The 16076-nt window shown below is 60.9% G+C and carries 12 protein-coding genes and 2 pseudogenes; 5 read left to right on the forward strand and 9 right to left on the reverse strand.

Annotated features, from left to right (window positions below; genetic code table 11):
- Positions 1-320 precede the first annotated feature (320 nt).
- The 3 genes and pseudogenes from AC5RWT_RS14640 to AC5RWT_RS14650 form a co-directional block, all read right to left on the reverse strand.
- On the reverse strand, positions 321-1064 hold the full coding sequence (locus AC5RWT_RS14640; RefSeq protein ID WP_494080807.1) for an SDR family oxidoreductase: 744 nt from the start codon (positions 1062-1064) through the stop codon (positions 321-323).
- 71 nt (positions 1065-1135) lie between these two features.
- On the reverse strand, positions 1136-1897 hold the full coding sequence (locus AC5RWT_RS14645; RefSeq protein WP_494080808.1) for an SDR family NAD(P)-dependent oxidoreductase: 762 nt from the start codon (positions 1895-1897) through the stop codon (positions 1136-1138).
- A 266-nt stretch (positions 1898-2163) separates the two neighbouring features.
- Positions 2164-3434 (reverse strand): annotated as a pseudogene (locus AC5RWT_RS14650) (ISL3 family transposase).
- A 344-nt stretch (positions 3435-3778) separates the two neighbouring features.
- Here AC5RWT_RS14650 and AC5RWT_RS14655 point away from each other — a divergent pair.
- Positions 3779-4012 (forward strand): annotated as a pseudogene (locus tag AC5RWT_RS14655) (ATP-binding protein); the annotation flags it as partial.
- A gap of 241 nt (positions 4013-4253) precedes the next feature.
- Here the strand turns inward: AC5RWT_RS14655 and AC5RWT_RS14660 are convergent.
- Entirely contained in the window at positions 4254-5336 is a 1083-nt protein-coding gene (locus AC5RWT_RS14660; RefSeq protein WP_494080809.1) for a 2,3-butanediol dehydrogenase, read from the reverse strand.
- Between the two features lie 558 nt (positions 5337-5894).
- Positions 5895-6038 carry a hypothetical protein gene (locus AC5RWT_RS14665; protein ID WP_494080810.1) on the reverse strand — a complete coding sequence of 48 codons (144 nt, stop codon included), beginning with the start codon at positions 6036-6038 and terminating at the stop codon, positions 5895-5897.
- 204 nt (positions 6039-6242) lie between these two features.
- On the opposite strand from AC5RWT_RS14665, the gene AC5RWT_RS14670 reads away from it, so the two are divergent.
- The 4 genes from AC5RWT_RS14670 to AC5RWT_RS14685 are packed head-to-tail and all read left to right on the forward strand — an operon-like array spanning position 6243 to position 8677.
- Positions 6243-7415, forward strand: coding sequence for a thiolase family protein (locus AC5RWT_RS14670; protein WP_494080811.1), 1173 nt, complete (start codon positions 6243-6245; stop codon positions 7413-7415).
- Positions 7412-7774 carry a Zn-ribbon domain-containing OB-fold protein gene (locus tag AC5RWT_RS14675; protein WP_494080812.1) on the forward strand — a complete coding sequence of 121 codons (363 nt, stop codon included), beginning with the start codon at positions 7412-7414 and terminating at the stop codon, positions 7772-7774. The genes AC5RWT_RS14670 and AC5RWT_RS14675 overlap by 4 nt, the downstream gene beginning before the upstream one ends.
- On the forward strand, positions 7744-8220 hold the full coding sequence (locus AC5RWT_RS14680; RefSeq protein WP_494080813.1) for a CoA-binding protein: 477 nt from the start codon (positions 7744-7746) through the stop codon (positions 8218-8220). The genes AC5RWT_RS14675 and AC5RWT_RS14680 overlap by 31 nt, the downstream gene beginning before the upstream one ends.
- Complete coding sequence (locus AC5RWT_RS14685; protein ID WP_494080814.1) at positions 8207-8677, forward strand: acetate--CoA ligase family protein; 471 nt, start codon at positions 8207-8209, stop codon at positions 8675-8677. Before AC5RWT_RS14680 ends, AC5RWT_RS14685 begins: the two co-directional genes overlap by 14 nt.
- 262 nt (positions 8678-8939) lie before the next feature.
- Here AC5RWT_RS14685 and AC5RWT_RS14690 read toward each other — a convergent pair whose 3' ends face one another.
- The 4 genes from AC5RWT_RS14690 to AC5RWT_RS14705 all read right to left on the reverse strand — a co-directional run bounded on the left by AC5RWT_RS14690 (position 8940) and on the right by AC5RWT_RS14705 (position 16052).
- Positions 8940-9911, reverse strand: coding sequence for an oxidoreductase (locus AC5RWT_RS14690; RefSeq protein WP_494080815.1), 972 nt, complete (start codon positions 9909-9911; stop codon positions 8940-8942).
- 99 nt (positions 9912-10010) lie between these two features.
- Positions 10011-11645, reverse strand: coding sequence for a flavin-containing monooxygenase (locus AC5RWT_RS14695; RefSeq protein WP_494080816.1), 1635 nt, complete (start codon positions 11643-11645; stop codon positions 10011-10013).
- 394 nt (positions 11646-12039) lie between these two features.
- A complete protein-coding gene (locus tag AC5RWT_RS14700) occupies positions 12040-14652 on the reverse strand; it encodes an ATP-binding cassette domain-containing protein (RefSeq protein ID WP_494080817.1) in 2613 nt (870 codons plus the stop codon).
- 92 nt (positions 14653-14744) lie between these two features.
- The gene (locus AC5RWT_RS14705; protein WP_494080818.1) at positions 14745-16052 is read right to left on the reverse strand and encodes a substrate-binding domain-containing protein; all 1308 of its coding nucleotides are present in this window, start codon (positions 16050-16052) and stop codon (positions 14745-14747) included.
- Positions 16053-16076: the final 24 nt, after the last annotated feature.

Here is a 16076-nt window from a genome sequence, read left to right on the forward strand (position 1 = left end):
ACACGGGCAAACCTCTTCCATGTCGACCAAACCAGGCACGCTCCAGAGAGGCGTAACCGAGACCCCAGGTGTAATTCCCAAAGCACCGGCTGGCAGCACACGCACGCCCCAAAACACGAGCGCCGCGCCAGTCACCCCAGAGACTACAAAGCCCCGACGGCCCCGAATCGAATCGGTGGATCAAGGCTCAGGAGAATTGCTCCTGTGGGTCGACGCCATCACGGTGAGGCGCACCCTGGAGTACAATTCAGGGCCCTTCGGGGGAAGAGCGTGAAGCCTTCGCCCGAAGGGCCTCGAATGCGGGTTATCCACCGAGCCCATTACGCGAACGGGTTCGGCGCTCCGGCAAGCTCTCCCCCGTCGGCGATGAACTCCGCCCCCGTCGAGAACGAGCTCTCATTACTTGCAAGGTATAGCACGAGGTTCGCGATCTCTTCTGGTTCTGCCGGCCGCTGCATGGGCACATGGGGAAACCCATCGTAGAGCCCCTCAAGCATTCGAGTGTTCACGTTGCCCGGATGTATCGAGTTCACTCGGATGCCCTCACCTGCAAGTTCCACAGCGAGACCCTTCGTGAGGCCACGCACGCCGAATTTTGAGGCTTGATATCCCGAGATCCCCGGGAATCCCTTGATCCCGGCGGTGGAGGAGATGTTGATGATCGAGCTCGGGGCGGAACGCGCGAGCGCGTTCTTCGCGGCACGGATACCTTTGAACACTCCGGTCAAGTTAATGCCGATGATCAGATCCCAGTCCTCATCGGAGAACTCGGCGATCGGGCTTCCGTTGAGAATACCGGCATTGTTCACGAGGACATTGAGCTTTCCGAATCGGGAAATCGCGTGCTCGACCGCATTAGCCCAATCTTCCGAACTCGTCACGTCCAGATGCACGTATGAAGCGTCGGCTCCGAGCTCACCGACGAGCTTCTCGCCCAGCACATCATCGATGTCGCCGATCACCACCTTGCCGCCCTCCGCGATGATGCTCCGTGCGTGGGTCGACCCCATGCCCTGGGCCGCCCCGCTGATCAATGCGACCTTTCCTTCTAGCCTTCCAGTCATGTAATCTCCCTTCCGTTCACAATCATTCGTTAAGGACGGAACGGCTCCGCCCCAGTAGATTCCCCTCCTCGTCAGACGACGGTCCAGCCGCCGTCGATCACGTAGGTTGCACCGTACACAAAGCTTGCTTCGTCACTCGCAAGGAAGGTGACGAGGTTGGCGACCTCTTCCGGCTGAGCATAACGGCCGGCTGCCACAGAGTTCACGGACTCCATCACGTCGGCGCTGCCCTCTGCAAAAATCTGCTTTGTCATCCCGGTTTCGATCGCGCCTGGGCAGATCGCGTTCGCACGGATTCCCTTACGTCCGTAATCGTGGGTGAGTGACTTCGTGAGGCCGATGACGCCGTGCTTCGCTGCGGTGTACGCGACACCGCCACCGCCCGCAACGATTCCGGCGATCGAGGCCGTGTTTACCACGGCGCCCCCACCGCGCTCAATCATCGAGGGGAGGAAGGCGCGCGTGACCAGATACAGGCTCTTCAGGTCGACATCGATGATGCGGTCCCAAAGCTCTTCGTTGGTATCCAGGAGTGGCGCGTAATCGTCGAGAATTCCCGCGTTGTTCACGAGAACGTCCACGCCGTCGACCTCTGCGAACACGGCCTCGCTGGCCGTAGTAACCGAGCCTGCTTGCGCGACGTTCGCTGAGATTGCGAAGGCGTTGCCGCCGGCAGCCGAGATCGAGTCCACGGTCTCTTGCGCGCTGGCGAGATTCAGATCGAGCACCGCGACGCGCGCACCCTCGCGAGCGAACCGCTGTGAGATAGCGCGGCCCATGCCGGAGCCGCCACCGGTGACGGCTGCGTTCTTTCCTTCGAGCTTTCCAGTCATTCCTGATGTTCCTTTCCTCGTGTGTGAATTGTTGGTTCGATGGGCTAGTAGTTGCATATGCGAGCCCGGCCAATGAGATGTACTTACGCCGTTGTAGCTCCGGATCATCTGGAGTGTTTCGTCAAGTATCCATGAAACCGAGAACCCTGCGATGTCCCATATTCGGTCAATCCCTGAACGCTAACCGAGCGATGCCCGGCGGCGGCTACCGATGGGGAGGAACTTTTGTTAACCGGCTCTTCCACTTTTAGCGTGGTTGCAGGTGTTCAGCAGGCTTGTTGGGCTGCCGTGTACAACAATAACCGGAGCCGATAATGGCCATGGTTTCTGTACCCGCGCCCGATTCGTTTGAGGTTCTTGGCCGTCAGATTGGCTGCCGCGCTGCGGGCGTTCGTCACACGGCTGCGGCAGAAGGACAGCAATTCCCGGCGCACATTTTCAAGGTAGCGAACATTGATTTTGCCTCACGCATCTTCGTGGCCTTCACCGCGTGCTCCAGCGGCTGCCCAGGCTCGCTGAAAGTCATTGATGGTGCGGGTCCACAGCAATTGGCGGACGTGTTCCTTGATGCCCCAGACGACTCCTAGTTCGATGTCGGAGGCGATGATTTCCTTCAGCCGCCCCCGCTGGGCAAGGGACATCCGTTCCTGATTGCACGTGAGCAGCTTCCGGTATTTCCACGGCGGATCGCTCGCCCTGCCCCGTCATCCGTGCAGGTCGTGGGAGCGGCGCCGGCCCACGTCGGTGATCATCTGGTTCGCCCGCGCCACCACGAGCCAATGATCTACGGTGATCAGCGCTTTCGGCAGCGCGCTCCGCACCGCCCGGCGAAACTCGCTGGACATGTCCATAGGCATCATCTCGATGCGCTTGCGCCACTAGCGTGGCCGGGCTCCGATCCATTCCCTGACAGCCTGGCCGCGCCGGCCGTCGACAATGTCGAGGATCGCCGCGGAGTCCAGATCGGTGAACACGATCGACCAAGGCTCGACCCGGATGACTTTGCCATCGTCGTCCTTGAGGTAGCGCACGGTGCGGAAGCGGTGTTCATCGACCCCAAGCCGACGTACCAGGCGCCGGTCCACGTTTCCTTCCAGCGCAGCGGTGCCGGAGACGATGCGCATCGCGGTCGTCCACGAGACACTGACTGGGAAGCCACGGGAGACCGCACGCAACTCGACGGCCAGAGCATCGACAATGTCCTCAACCAACGGGTCGTGTCCCGGGCCCGCAGCGGCAACTGCTGAGTGATCTGCACAAATGAACGGCGTGGACACTGCTGCTCACGGCAGAGCAGACGGCGCTTGGGGACCAGCACCTCCAATGATCCGCCGCCACACTGAACGTCGCGGACACGGTGCACCGGACGAATGCACCACGGAAGAAAACACGCCGGACGACGGGCATGGCCCTTCCCGCTCCACCGGCTCCACCAGCACACTGCGTCCTGCTGCCGTCCGCTCGGCGGACAGCACAACATGGCCCTCAAGATTGAACAAATCGACGCAGCGTCGACCTCACGCGTAACCTGTAACAAGGCTCGTAGTCCTAAGCAATAGATGTCTCGACAACACCTACGCTCGCAGGACTGCGAGCCCCTTCAATTCAGGTACACCACGCCAAAAGTTGATGAGCCGTTAATCCGGGGAGCGTCAGCCGTCCCGGATGTGCAGGAGTTCCTGATGCCATCTTCGCTGATCTCGACCCTTTACATCGCTGACATTACCGAGATGCCGGATCCTGAATCGCTCTTGGGGTACTAGCCTCGGTTCCGGATCCGCGTGCTCGGCGTGGCCGCCGGTACCCGCTCTGGGAGATCCTAGGCGTGGCCGTGTGCTGGCCGCCGACTCACGCACGCTCACGACGATCGCCGTGTGGGGCCTGTTCTTCCAGCTGGTGTCCTCACGCTACGGACACCCCTCCCTGATCCTGACCTCCAACCTGAGCTTCGCCCGCTGGGACGATGTCTTCGGCGACCAGGTCGTCCCGTCCGCAATGATCGACCGCATCGTCCACCATGCCGAGGTCCTCACGCTCAAAGGCTCCAGCTACCGGCTGAAGAACCATCAGATCGAATCGCTGCCCTCGACACGACCCGAAAATACGGCAGAATAACCAGCATCAACGTGGCTCAGTTTCGCCCAGCGAAACGGCTCAACATTCGACCAGCGCTGACATAGCCGGCCTGATCCACCAGCTGGGTGCCGTGAGCAACATGATCATCACCGCGGGCGCGCTGCACACCACGCACCGCAATGCGCGACCCCGAACACAAACACCAACTCGCCGGACTTTGAGATAGCCGCCCTGCGGGATACACCGCTCCGGGCACTCCGGGGGGCGGCGCAGTGTATACTTAGTCGAGCCTCGTTGCGCCTGGGTGAACCAAGATTTTCACGTGCTTATCGCGCCCCTCGATGAGTGCGTGAAACCCGTCTTCCACGACATTCTCGAGCGGGATTCGTGCGCTGATGAGCTGTTCCGCACCGGAAAGACGCCCATCCGCGAGTGCAGCGATCACCGCCGGAAAATCAGACGTCGCGTAGCAGAGGCTGCCTACAAGCGTGATCTCGCGGTAGAAGAACTCGATGAGGTCGATCTCCGCCTTATCCGGCCGGATTGCTAGGGTGGCGATCCGGCCGCCCGACCTCACCGACTCGACGGCAGTGTCCAACGCCGCCTGCGCCCCAGAGGTCTCGAAGACTACGTCGACGCCTCGGTCCCCGGTCTTCGCCAGCACCTGCTCCGTGATGCTTGCTTCGCTAGAGTCGAAGACGGCATCAGCGCCCAGGGAGATCGCCCGCTCTTTCCGTTCACCGCCGCGCCTGACTCCCACGTATACCGCCGCGGCCCCGAAAGCGCGCAGGCAGAGCGATATCGCTAGGCCGATCGGGCCGGCGCCCATTACGAGAGCGGTGCCACCGGGAGCGAAACCGGTCTTCTTGATCGCATGCCAGGCCACCGCAAGCGGTTCGACGAGCGCACCGAGCTCGGTGGTGACGGAGTCCGGGAGCTTATGGACCGTGTATCCGGGAACCAGCGCACGAGGCGAGAAACCACCGGAACCTCCATGGACCCCGAGCACTGCTAGCCCGGGGCAGAGATTGTATTCACCGCGTTTGCAGTACTCGCAGTCATTACACCGGATCATGGGCTCGATTGTGACGCGATCTCCACTCTCGACGTGCGTGACACCTGCGCCGATCGAGTGCACGTGTCCGGCGAACTCGTGTCCGACGCACACCGGCGTCTGATTACCGGTGACCGGGTTCGGGCTATCGTGGGGGGCGCTGATCGGGCCGTCGCGGTACTCGTGTATATCAGATCCGCAGATCCCGCACCACTCGACATTTATGAGGACCCAACCGTCTCTCAGTTCCGGCTCCGGTATTTCGTCGATGCGTATGTCTAGCCTGTCATGGAAACGCAACGCCTTCATCGTCGTACCAATCCTTTCGTGTAGGTGATCGAGTGGTCTAGAGGAGCCCACCAAGACTCATCGCCGTAGCAATAGATTCGGTACTCACGGTCGCCACCAACCCTTCTTCCGATTCGTTTCACCATCCTGATCTGCATAACTCCCGGCTGCTCCTCGTACGTGAGCGACTATCCTTCATTGTCACGAAGCTATTGGATCGGCGTCGAAGACGCGGGTTATCGTCCCGAAATAGGACACGCGACTGCAGGACTGCGATCGGAAGTCAGCGTTCTGCTTCCGACAGCGCTCGTCCCGAATACGACGGAGGAAATCGGGGTCGAGTGGGCGGTTACGTGCCGGCACGACCCATTGCGGTGTGCGTTGGAAATGGTTAGCTGGCCGCGTGTCGGTCGCCACGAGCCAGCGATCGGTTTCCTCATCAAAGATCAGGCTCTCGACCTGGGTATTGAACTGGTAGTTTTTGCGCAATTCGTAACGGTCCGCTACGTGACCGAGGTAGGCGAGGATCTCCGATTGACGGGGATAGCGCTCCTTCCACTTCCAGTCGTTGTATAGGTCCTAATCGAAGAAGTAGCAGTATGCGTTAGCCTCAGTGTCCGACCGGGCCCCGGGGTAACGGTTCCAATACCAGGTGCCTCCGACGTCGGTCGCGTTGTCGAACGCCTGCACCGAGAGCCCGAGTTCGTCGCGCAGTTTATGCAAGTGTAGAGACCAGCGAACCCACCCCCCATGACTACTGCGTCAATTTCGCTGATATCCAACTGTGCAGCGAGACTGCCCATGGAATGATTCCCTTCTCTGTAACTAACTCAGGTGTGTTGATCATCACCCGATCATGAGGCGGCTGGGGCCCGCCGTTGCAATTTGGGACAACACGAATTGGGCTGCATCGAGAAGACTGAGATCGTGTCCAAGCTACGAAAAGGCGACGCCTCGATCACTGGCGTCGGCCTCACTCCTTTCAGCCGCGACTCTGGACAGAGCGCACTCGAACTCCAGGCGACTGCCGCCTATCACGCGCTCGACGATGCGGGAATCTCAGCGCGTGGCCTCGATACCGTCATCGCGGGTTACGCGACCACCGCGAGCCACCTCATGCCGGGCAACGTGCTCGCCGAGTATCTCGGGGCCAAGCCCGAACGAGCGTTCGGCATGAGCGTAGGCGGCGCGACCGGACTCGCAATGGTCGCCGAAGCCGCCCGTCTCGTGCGTTCGGGTGCCGCGGACAATGTGCTCGTCGTAGGCGGTGAGAACCGGGCCAGCGGCCAGACCAGAGATGCGGCGATCGCGACACTCGCGCAAGTGGGCCACGCGAGCCACGAAGTGGTGCTGGGGGCAAACATCCCCGCCTACTATGCCTTGTTGGCCTCGGAATACCTGCACCGGTTCGGGCTCAGCCATGCCGACCTCGCTCCGCTGGCCGTCCAGATGCGACTGCACGCAACGAACCACCCAGGCGCGCAGTTCCGTAAGCCGATCACGGTCGAAGATGTGCTGAGTGCTCCGGCCGTCGCAAAACCCCTCGGCCTTCTCGACTGCTGCCCGATCTCTGACGGCGCCGCAGCTGTCGTCGTTTCTCGAGGCGCCGGGGGTGCCCGCGATGTGGCGGTCGTCGGGCTCGGTCAGTCAAACAACCATCAACATGTCAGCGAAGCTGACTTCACCTCATTCGGTGCATCAGTTAGCGCGGGTACCGCACTAACTGATGCCGAAACGCGCATCGACGAGCTCGATATCTTCGGCATCTATGACAGCTTCACAATTACTCTCGCCATTCTGCTCGAGGAGATCGGCATCGTCGCCCCGGGAACGGCGGGCCGACATGCGGCGGAAGGTGCGTTCGCAGCTGACGGCCGGTATCCACTCAACCTGCACGGCGGCCTCCTCTCCTACGGACACTCCGGCGTCGCAGGTGGGATGGCGCACTTGGTGGAGATGGTCACCCAGATGCGCGGAGAAGCCATGCAACGCCAACTGACAGATACCCCCCGCCGCGGCCTGCTTCACGCCGATGGAGGTGTGCTCTCGGCGCACGTCTCGATCGTGCTCGATGCCGCTCTAACAGGAGAACTCAAATGACCAAAAACAAAGACTGGACCAGCGGAGAGCGGAAATTGCTCGCGCGACGATGCGTCGAGGGCCACCTCTGGTACTTGCCACGACCTCGCTGCCCTGAGTGCTCGGCAGAGGCCGAAGCTTTCGAGCCGAGCGGCGAAGGCACCGTCTTTGCCGAGACCAGCCTGCACCGCCGCGTAGCCGTCACTGCAAAGGAGCCGATCGGTATAGCCCTCGTGGATCTTGACGATGGGGTGCGCCTGATGGCGCGCTGCCGTCCCGGTACTCCCATTGGGACCCGTGTGCAGGTGTCGATCGTGTTCGACGAGGGGGAACAACAACTTTTCCCACAGTGCGAGGAGCTAGCTGCACGAGCCATCTGAAATTTTTCCATGAACCGGCCTGGGTCGCGATCATCGGCGCCTCGAGCGACCCGGAGAAAATCGGCGGCCGGCCGATCCGCTACATGCAAGAAAGTGGCTACACCGGTGCGATCTACCCACTCAACCCTCAGAGATCCGAAATTCAAGGGCTTCCCGCCTACCCCTCCCTAGATGCCCTCCTCCCGGCCATTCCCGAGGTCGCGATCACCGCGGTATCCGGTGCAAACGCCGTCGCCCGGGTCGTTCGCTGCGCCGAGATCCCGGGGTCAACGGCTGCGTCATCATGGCCTCCGGATTCGGCAAGGTCGGTGACCAGCAAGGTCTCGCCTGGCAGCGCGAGATGCTTGATGCTGGCGGCCGCACCGGGATGCGAATCATCGGCCCGAACTCACAGGGTCTTGCAAACTTCGCCACCGGTGCTGTGCTCAGCTTATGCACAAGTCTGAACTCGGTCTCGTGCGGATCGAGGACGCGGAGGAGGTCGTGCAGCAGATGTTTGCGACAATGGAGAGAGAAGGGCTCGTCAGCGAGGGCGTCATCATTGCTCGCATGGTGAAGGGCCTGCATGAGGGAATGCTCGGCGCCCGCTTCGACCCGGTGTTCGGACCCGTCGTAGTGATCGGTGCTGGCGCAATCCACGTCGAGGTGATGCCGGACGTGCAGTTGTTGCTCCCGCCATTCTCTACCGATGATGCCCTTGCCGCTATCGGCCGGTTGCGCATTGCTGCCGCGCTCGGCGGCGTGCGTGGCGCTCCTCCTATCGATATCGAGGCGTGGGCGACCGTAGCCGTGGCCTTGGTCGACGCCATACTAGATCCGGCAACTGGCATTCTCGAGATCGACGTGATCCGCTCATGCTGCTGCCGTACGGCGGTGACGTGCAGCCCGCCGTACGAGCCGTAGATGCGGGGCGAGAGGCCGGGTCCGGTTTCTTGCGGTTTCAATCGGTCGTTGTGAGAACGTTGGCTGGTCTGGTTGAGCGTCATTCGGAGCGCCCAGTGAACCGCTCCCGTTTTCTCCTGGTCCCAGGTTGTGCGACGGTTGCTCTGTGGCGCGGCCCTATTACATCGAACGAGCGCCCTCTGTTCGGTAAGGTGCGGCTCTCACGCTCTGTCCAGCGAGTCGCACAGGCTACCCCTCACTGGTTTGGGGTCGGGTTTTTGACTCATTGCAGTAGGTCGGTGGCCGTGAGTGCGCTGGTGAGCTGCCACAACCGCTCGGCGTTCGTGGGATCGACCGCGTAGGGTTCCACCCCGCCAACCCCCCGGAACAACCCTCCGGACTCGTGAATCGGTGCTATGTTGCAGTCCTCAAGATACAAGCCACCAGAATCGTCAAGGTCAGTCGTCGTTGCTGCCCAGAGCCCTGTCGCTGCTCCTTGCGCGGGACTCTTGAAACCTTTGCCCGTAACGTTTCCGTTTTCGTCGATCCAGCCGAAATCGATCTGTTCCTCGTGAGGGATGCTGCGCTGGAGACCCGTGAGGACCTTTCCTGGGTGAACCGCGAACGCTCGCACCCCATCGCGCTGGCCGAGGTTATCCAAGTGCACAGCAAAGAGGCTGTTAGCGGTTTTCGACTGCCCATAGGCCGCCCATTTGTCATAGCCGCGCAGGAAGTGGAGATCATCCCATCGGATATTTGAGGCGTGATGACCCGATGAGGAGTAGGAGACGACTCTCCCGGCTTTCCTAGCCAGTAACGGGTACAAGCGGGTGACTAGGGCGAAGTGGCCAAGTTGGTTGACCGCGAGCTGATGTTCCCATCCCGGGCCAACCCGACGAAGGGAAGTCGCCATCACTCCTGCCGCAGCGATCACAAGATCAATTCCATCGCCAGCGATTTCAGTGACGCGTTCGGCTGCTAGGGCAACACAGGCTAGATCGCTGAGGTCTACTCCTTCGAGAGTCTCGACCTGACTGAGGCCGGCCTCCTCCTCGATGACCTCTGCTCGACGCATTGGGGCGATCACTCGCGCACCGGCCTGAATCAACGCCCGGATGGTTTCCAGCCCAAGACCGGAAGATCCGCCCGTCACCAAAGCTGTGCGCCCAGTCAGGTCGATTCCTGCGGTCACATCGGTTGTCGTACTGGTTGCGTCGAAGCCGGATTGAATTGCCCGCTGCTCATGTATACCCATAGCGAAACCGCCCTATTCTTGAATCGTGAGGTCTGTTTGATTGATTGCGTCAGAACGAGTGGAAGCTGAAATCGGGCATCACCCTGCTGACCGCTGGCCTTAGAAAGTTACTCGGTCCTTCTGGAGTGCAAAGTTTTCCTGGTATCCGTCTTCACGCTCCGCTTCCATGATGTCCATGTATGCGGCACTACCGCCGAGGTAGAAATAGTTCACCACAGGCTTGCCAGGCACGTTCGCGCCGTTGATCCAGGAGTTCACCTTGGAGAATAGACTCTGCTGCGAACCCTCGTCGCAGATCTTGATCCAACGGTTCTCCGAGTCAAGCTTCGGCTCGATGGACGACGCACCTGAGTCGAGGGTGTGCTTGATCGCAGAGGCGATCCAATCGACCTGAGCCTCGTGCATCGGAGGTTGGTTGGTGAACGGCCCCATCGGCCCGAACACCATGAAGAAGTTCGGGAAGCCGGCGGACATCATTCCGAGGTAGGTGCGGGGGCGGTGCCGCCACTTGTCCTGCAACGTGAGGCCATTGCGTCCTTCATGATAGATCCTCAGCTGATTACCGGAGACCGCATCGAATCCGGTCGCCAGGACGATGACGTCGACCGGGTACTCGTCGACCTCGGTCTTGATGCCGTTCTCCGTAATCTCGATGATCGGGTCGCTCTTTACGTCGACGAGTTTTACGTTCTCACGGTTGAAGGTCTCGTAGTAGTTATCGCAGCAGAGCGGGCGACGGGCGTAGAGTTCTGACGGCACCAGCAGATCGGCCACAGCCGGGTCCTTGACTGTCTCTCGGATCTTGTTCTCGACGACTTCGGTCGCGGCTTTGTTTGCGACCAAGCTCGTAGCTACATCGTTGAATGCCGAGAACATATATTGGAACCCGCCGCCACCGTCGTAGACTTCCGAGAGTCTCGCGCGGCGCTCCTCCTCCGAGACGCTCTCGGCGGAGATGCCGCTCTCGTAAACGCCCTGAGCTGTCGTCGAGTAGAGGATACCCCGCAGGTAGCCCTCGTAGTCGTTGCCGATGTGCTCGAGGAGCGCGGGATCGATCGGGCGGTGCTTCGACGGAACCACCCACTGTGGCGTGCGCTGCATCACCGTTAATTCTTTGACTTGTGGAGCGAGTTCGGTGATCACCTGGATCCCGCTCGAACCGGTGCCAATCACGGCGACGCGCTTCCCGCTCAGATCGACACCTTCGTGAGGCCACCTGGCAGTGTGGTAGATCTGGCCTGTGAAACGCTCATGGCCCTTGAACTCCGGAATATTCGTGGCCGAGAGAAGGCCGACGGCTTCGACGATGAACTGGCTCGAGAAGGTTTGGCCGTGATCAGTCGTGGTAATCCAACGGTTCTGCTCCTGCACGTACACGATGCCCTCGACCTGCGTCGAGAACTGATAGCTCCGGCGGAGGTCATGGCGGTCGGCGACGTGCCCCAGGTAGGCGCGAAGCTCCTCATGGCGGGGGTAGCGCTCCGTCCACTTCCACGAATCGAAAAGCTCACGGTCGAAGAAGTAGCAATAGGCAGTGACCTCCGTGTCTGATCGCGCACCTGGGTACCGGTTCCAGTACCAAGTGCCGCCGACGTCAGCGGCGTTATCAAACCCTTGCACCGAGAGGCCGAGTTCGTTTCGAAGCTTATGCATGGCGTACAGACCAGCGAAGCCCGAGCCGATCACGACAGCGTCGACCTCAATCACATCATTGTATTTGGTTGGATTGACCATTTGAAGAAGACCTTATCTTTCCATACATCTGCTTGACAGAACAGGTAGGAGAACGTCAAAACCGGACTGGCTTCAAAATAGTCTGCCTTGCGCGTTCAGCAAGGATCTGTTCCATTTCGGGACGTTCAGCTGACCTCCCGACGGAGAGAGAATCCGTCGCTGTGTAGGGAAGTCGCCTCTGGCTGACTCGCTGAGTCGGAGTCTCGCTTTGTCGTTGCAATTTGGGACACTCTCCCGGGCCCAAACGACGGGAAGCTTGATGGAAATACGTTCACGCGATCGATGCGTCTGGCATGGGACTTCTCAGACGCATCAGCTCTGCCGCTGACTCCGTTGCCGGGACGTACGGGGGCCTTGCTGCGTGTACCTTCGCAGCAAGGCCCCCGTACGCGGATCAGGCATCGAGCGTCTTGAGCGCCGGCGTCTCCGTCTCCTCGTTTCTCTTGAGGCGGGCACGACGCCTGAGCCGCCGCGTCGTTCTCGCGAAGAGCGCGCTGCTCGAGTTCGTAAGGAGAGCCAACACCGTGAGGATGCCGATAAGAATGAAGTTCCATCCGGCAGAGATTCCGAGAACGACCGCCAGGCTCTGTGTCAAAGCGAGAAGGATTGCCCCGATGACCGTACCGATGAGCGTGCCCCGGCCACCCCAAAGGCTCGCGCCGCCGAGAACCGGTGCAGCGATCGCAAGGAGAGTGTAGGGCTCGCCGACGCTGCCATCGCCGATACCGACCTGTGCCGACAGGAGCACCCCTGCAAGGGCCGCGAGAACCGCGCACAGGACATAGAACGACCACCGCACGAACTGCGTCCGAATACCAAGTCGGTACGCGAAGACACCGTTCAGGCCGACAGTCCTCGCCCGCAGTCCACGTCCGGTGCGGCGCAAATACAGGTCGCCGAGGACGACAAGAACAATCACCACGATGAAGACTGTCGGGAAGATGCCTGTCCGATGCATCAGCAACGCCGAGAGCCCCGGGCTGATCAGCCCAGAGGGCGTAGGCCGCACTGCGATAGCGATACCCGAGACGATACCGAGCGTGGCGATCGTCGCGATCACGGCAGATATCTTCATGCGCTCTACGAGCCAACCGTTGATCCCGCCTAGTAGGATACCGATGACGATGGCGGCCGCGACCCCGACGAGCAGTGAACCGAACGCACCCTCGGACGTCGCGAGGAACGATAGCGCCACCACCGTCATTCCCATGACGGCACCTACCGAGACGTCGATCCCTCCGACGAGGAGCGCGAAGTATTGCCCGACCGCCACGACGGCGAGGGGGAGCGCGAGAAGCAGGACGTTGTAGATACTGATCGCGGACAGGAAGACAGAACTCTGCGACGCCGCGTAAAGGGCGATGAGAAAAATGAGCGCGATCAGCGAGCCGACGCGCGCCAGATCTCCGCCCCGCAAGAGGCGCTTTAGGCGGCCGGGCGCTCCCGTCGCTATCGGCTCGTTCCTCTCTGTGGCCTCCTTCGGATGAGTATCCGCGTGTTTCTCGACTGTGAATGCACCGACGATCTCTTCCTCATTTGAGGGGATGCCCTTCAACTCAGCCGCTATCTGGCCTCTCGACATCACGATTATGCGATCCGCCAGGCCGGAGAGTTCGGCGGCGTCGGAGCTCAGTACGACAACGCTGCTTCCTGCGTTGGCGGCGGCGCGGAGCATCCGGTAGATGTCCAGACGCGAACGAACGTCGACACCGAGCGTCGGCTCATCGATGAGTACGACAGCTGGGTTATTTGCCAGTGCACGGCTGAGGGCAATCTTCTGCTGGTTGCCACCCGAAAGTTCTGAGGGGAGCTGAGAGGTCGAACCGAGACGAATACCGAAGCGATCGATCTGATCGGCCATGTACGCGGTTTCCCTTTTGCGGCTCAAAATTCCGGCCTTCGACAGCAGCTTGAGCATGCTGACGGTGAGATTCTCGCGGATCGACAACGCCTGGAAGAGGGACTCGTTCCGCCGGTCGCTTGTGAGCACCACGACACCGTTCTTCGTCGCATGCCGGTAGCTGTTGATCTGCTTGCCGTTGACGACGACGTCTCCGAATGCATCGTCGAGCAGGCCCAGTCCTCTGAGCAGTTCACCCTGCCCATTGCCGTCGGCACCCGCGATTCCCAGGATCTCACCCGCACGGAGATCCAGATCCAGCGGGCCGAACTTCACCCCAGTCAAGGATCGCGCCGTCAGTAGCACCTTCGCATCATCGTTCAGCGACTCCCGATGCGGGAACTCCATCTCGACTTTGGTGCCCGCCATCAGTTCGACGAGACTCGTCGGGGTCGCCCCCTTCGTCGGGTAGGTCCCGACGAACTTGCCATCGCGGAGCACAGAGACGCGCTCGGCGACACGGAAAACCTCGACGAGGCGGTGAGTCGCAAATATGACGGCGGACCCACGTGATGCGGCGAGCTCGACCAGCGAGAGTGCCATGTCGACGCCGGCCGCGTCGAGTGCCGAGGTTGCCTCATCGAGAAGTAGCAGCCGCGGCTTTGCCATGAGGGCTCGGACAATCTCGAGGATTTGCCGGCTGCCCGCGGGGAGTTCTTTGACAAGAATATCCGAATCATAATGGACACCATATTCAGCCATAACTTCCGCTGCCCACTCGTTCAGATTCGCGTAGGCAGGACGGAGCTCTTTGGAGGTACCAATGTAGAGATTCTGGCCGACCGTCAACTCTGGAATTAGGGAGCCGTCCTGAAACACGGTGAGGATGCCGGCGCGCTGCGAAACTGTGGGTTCGTGGCCGTTGTGGTCAGCCCCCTGGATCTGGATGGAACCCGTATCGGGAACCACCGTTCCGCTCATGATGCCAACGAACGTTGACTTCCCAGAGCCGTTCTCACCCACCAGGGCGTGGATTTCACCCGGTTCCACGCTCAAACTCATCTCGGAGAGCGCTTGAACCGGACCATATCGCTTGCTCAGGCCCGCAGCTCGAAGTGCTGGGGGAGCGGTCTTGTCGATCGCCGCGGTGGGCTGAGGAGTAGTCATTTTCACATTTCCGATCTACAAAGCTGGATATACGCCAGTGGCGCGGAGGGGTCGTGGTTGAGCCGACCCCTCCGCACACAGACGGGTTAGTGTTACTGCTGCTGGTTAATGATGGCTAGCAGCTCGTCCGGGACGAGCGTGCTGAGTCCGGGCCAATCAGCGGGCTGATCCGGATTGAAGTCGCCTACCTCTGCCTCAGGGAATGGCGTCGGTACGACGGAGTGGGTACCGACATCCACACCGTGCATTATCTGCAGCGCGTTGGATACGGCGAGGCGGCCCTGGCTAGCCAGGCTGTTCGTGGTGAAGAGCCGGTACTCGTTATCGGTCCCCTGCGCGTTCTCCCATTGCTCGAAGGCGCCGTTGTAGGCCGTCCAGGTCATGAAGTGGGGGAGCTTCACGCCTGCCTGGTTGAAGGCATCCACCATCTGATAGACATCGTTGGCGTAGTCGTGCAGGACGACATCGACGTCGCTTCCACTCGCCGCGAGAGCAGCACCCGCCGCAAAGGCACCGGCTGGCACCCAGTCGGTGTAACCGGTGTACTCGACCGAGGGTCCACCATTCGCGGCGAATTCTTCTTCAGCACAGCCGTGCCAGGTCGCACCCTGCTGGTTGCCTTCGACACCCGTCATCAATGCGACCTTTCCGTCGGAGGACAAACCGAGGTCGCCCATGACGACCTCTGCCATCGTAGTGCCGGCGATGCAGTTGTCGCCGTACACCTGGTTACTGATGCCATCCGCCGGGGCATCGGGGATGTTGCCGGTGAAGGTCACCACTGCCTTGACACCCTGTGCCTGTGCTTGCTGGTATGCCGGAATAATTCCCGGGCCGAACGGGTTGTTCTGGCTTGTGAAGAAAGTCACACCCTGGGAGGTCATCGTACGGATAGCCGACTGAGCGGCAGGAAGTCCATCGAGGAGCGCATAACTGATCTTTCCGACCTCAGGGTATTGCAGCGCCTGGAGGATCTGGTTCATGTACGCGAGCATCTCCCACTGGTTGTTGGTGCCAACGAGGATTCCCAGGTGTTCCGGACCGTCACCGATCTCGCAGACAGGCTGCCCGAAGCAGCTGGCCGCGAGTTCGAGCTGTTCGTCCGACAGGGGCAGACTTGCGACCCGGTACCCTTCCACAAGCTCCGGCGGAATCGCGTCAAGTGGCACCTCCTGCCCGAGTGCCCGCGAGATTGTCTCCAGTACAGTCGCATCATCGACGTCAGCAGCGGGGCTCACGTATCCGGTGCTCGTGCCGTTGCCAGTATCCTCGGCGCTCGAAGAGGGGCCTGCATCCGAACAACCCGAGATGACCAGCGCGAAGGCTGCGACGGGGGCGAGATAGGCGAGCCGGCGGCGGAAACCCTGCCGTGACTTGCCGTGCTGAGACAGATCAGTCATTATCTTCGTTCCTTACTTGTTTGA

It is taken from the genome of Arthrobacter sp. Dra40, assembly GCF_059091905.1.

What these genes read in the sequence shown, in the direction of transcription:
- AC5RWT_RS14640 (WP_494080807.1), bottom strand. Translation starts at nt 1,064, where the DNA reads ATGACTGGAAGGCTAGAAGGAAAGGTCGCATTGATCAGCGGGGCGGCC.
- AC5RWT_RS14645 (WP_494080808.1), bottom strand. Translation starts at nt 1,897, where the DNA reads ATGACTGGAAAGCTCGAAGGAAAGAACGCAGCCGTCACCGGTGGCGGC.
- AC5RWT_RS14660 (WP_494080809.1), bottom strand. Translation starts at nt 5,336, where the DNA reads ATGAAGGCGTTGCGTTTCCATGACAGGCTAGACATACGCATCGACGAA.
- AC5RWT_RS14675 (WP_494080812.1), top strand. Translation starts at nt 7,412, where the DNA reads ATGACCAAAAACAAAGACTGGACCAGCGGAGAGCGGAAATTGCTCGCG.
- AC5RWT_RS14685 (WP_494080814.1), top strand. Translation starts at nt 8,207, where the DNA reads ATGCACAAGTCTGAACTCGGTCTCGTGCGGATCGAGGACGCGGAGGAG.
- AC5RWT_RS14690 (WP_494080815.1), bottom strand. Translation starts at nt 9,911, where the DNA reads ATGGGTATACATGAGCAGCGGGCAATTCAATCCGGCTTCGACGCAACC.
- AC5RWT_RS14695 (WP_494080816.1), bottom strand. Translation starts at nt 11,645, where the DNA reads ATGGTCAATCCAACCAAATACAATGATGTGATTGAGGTCGACGCTGTC.
- AC5RWT_RS14700 (WP_494080817.1), bottom strand. Translation starts at nt 14,652, where the DNA reads ATGACTACTCCTCAGCCCACCGCGGCGATCGACAAGACCGCTCCCCCA.
- AC5RWT_RS14705 (WP_494080818.1), bottom strand. Translation starts at nt 16,052, where the DNA reads ATGACTGATCTGTCTCAGCACGGCAAGTCACGGCAGGGTTTCCGCCGC.